Here is a 1928-nt window from a genome sequence, read left to right on the forward strand (position 1 = left end):
GGTGCGTCGCGGAAGAGATCTGGTGCGGTGGGCTCGGTCGGGGTTCGGGGCAGTGATCGGCCTGGTGGGGTCTCAGGTGTGCAATGAGCGGTGTCGTCGCCGGGGTCAGAAACGAGCGTGTCGTGCCCACCTGTCGGAGGTCGCCCGGGCCATGCGTGCGGACCGGACGGGCACGTTCAGCCCGTCATCCCCACGTCCACGGCCGCCTCGCGCGCGTGCCCCGATGGGAGTGAAGGAACGTGCAGACATGGGAGGGGGAGGACGCTGAGCGGCCGGCACGTCCCACGTGGGCCCGTAGGTGCAGCGCGTGGCGAAGACCCCGCCGTCCCGTACGTCACAATGACCGACTCCGGTCTGGGCTGGAGGGGCAGGGTCGCTAGGGTGGTCCCGTGAAGACCTTCGACGAGCTGTACGCGGAACTGACGCGCAAGGTGCAGGAGCGCCCCGAGGGCTCCGGCACCGTGGCCCAGATCGACGCCGGCGTCCATGCGATCGGCAAGAAGGTCGTCGAGGAGGCGGCCGAGGTCTGGATGGCCGCCGAGTACGAGTCGGATGAGGCCGCCGCCGAGGAGATCTCGCAGCTGCTGTACCACGTGCAGACCATGATGATCGCCCGCGGCATCAGCCTCGAGGACGTCTACCGCCACCTCTGAGGCCGCCGGCCCCGTTCCCCGCCCGCCCCACCGCACCCCGAGGAGACCGACGCGTGCTGCGCATCGCCGTGCCCAACAAGGGCGCCCTGTCCGAGTCCGCCCGCGAGATCCTGACCGAGGCCGGCTACCGGCAACGCCGGGACTCCCGCGAGCTCGTCCTCGTGGACCCCGAGAACAACGTCGAGTTCTTCTACCTGCGTCCCCGGGACATCGCCGTCTACGTCGGCCAGGGCACCCTCGACGTCGGCCTGACCGGCCGCGACCTGTTCTGCGACGCGCAGGTGGGGGACACCGCCGAGGAGATCATGGCGCTCGGCTTCGGCCGCTCCGTGTTCCGTCTCGCTGCCCCCGTCGGCTCCTTCACCTCCGCCGAGCAGCTCGCCGGCAAGCGCATCGCCACGAGCTACGACGGCCTGCTCTCCGACTACCTGGCCCGCACCGGCCTGGACGCCACGGTGGTCCACCTCGACGGCGCCGTGGAGTCCTCCGTCAAGCTCGGCGTGGCGGACGCGATCGCCGACGTCGTGGAGACCGGCAGCACTCTGCGCGCCGCCGGCATGGAGGTCTTCGGCGAGCCCATCCTCGACTCGGAGGCCGTGCTGATCGGCCGCGCAGGGGAGCGCCCCGAGGGCCTCGACGTGTTGCTGCGCCGCCTCAAGGGCGTGCTCGTGGCCCGCCGCTGGGTCATGATCGACTACGACATCCGCCGTGACCTGCTGGAGGCGGCCACCGCGGTCACCCCGGGGCTGGAGTCACCGACGGTCTCCCCGCTGCGGGACGAGACGATGGTCGCCGTGCGCTCCATGGTCCGCAAGCCGGACGCCAACCGCGTCATGGACGAGCTGTACGCCCTGGGCGCCCGCGGCATCCTGATCTCCGCGATCCACGCGATCCGCCTCTGACGGCCCGCGCCGTCCCGCCCGAGCCCCCCGAGACGAAGGAGCCGACGTGAGCCTCGCCGTGCGTGTCATCCCCTGCCTGGACGTGGACGCCGGGCGCGTGGTCAAGGGCGTGAACTTCGAGAACCTGAGGGACGCGGGCGACCCGGTCGAGCTCGCTCGCCGCTACAACGCCGCGGGCGCCGACGAGATCACGTTCCTCGACGTCACCGCCTCCACCTCGGACCGCGCCACGACCTACGACGTCGTGACCCGCACGGCAGAGGAGGTCTTCATCCCGCTGACCGTGGGCGGCGGCGTGCGCACCGTCGAGGACGTGGACCGGCTGCTGCGCACGGGGGCGGACAAGGTCTCCGTCAACACCGCGGCCGTGGCC

Annotated in this window: 3 protein-coding genes; all 3 read left to right on the forward strand. The window is 71.5% G+C overall.

The annotated features are described in order from the left end of the window. The first annotated feature begins 389 nt into the window (after positions 1-389). Positions 390-653 (forward strand): phosphoribosyl-ATP diphosphatase, encoded by a 264-nt coding sequence (locus ACFWJO_RS38400; RefSeq protein WP_010078767.1) that lies wholly within the window; start codon positions 390-392, stop codon positions 651-653. A gap of 53 nt (positions 654-706) precedes the next feature. After that, entirely contained in the window at positions 707-1555 is an 849-nt protein-coding gene (gene hisG / locus ACFWJO_RS38405) for an ATP phosphoribosyltransferase (protein WP_036315380.1), read from the forward strand. 46 nt (positions 1556-1601) lie between these two features. Further along, positions 1602-1928: imidazole glycerol phosphate synthase subunit HisF (gene hisF / locus ACFWJO_RS38410; protein WP_386872818.1), on the forward strand; the 327-nt coding region annotated here is incomplete at its 3' end.

The sequence above is a fragment of the Streptomyces sp. NPDC127092 genome (assembly GCF_042722475.1).
In the GTDB taxonomy this organism is placed as follows: Bacteria; Actinomycetota; Actinomycetes; order Streptomycetales; family Streptomycetaceae; genus Streptomyces.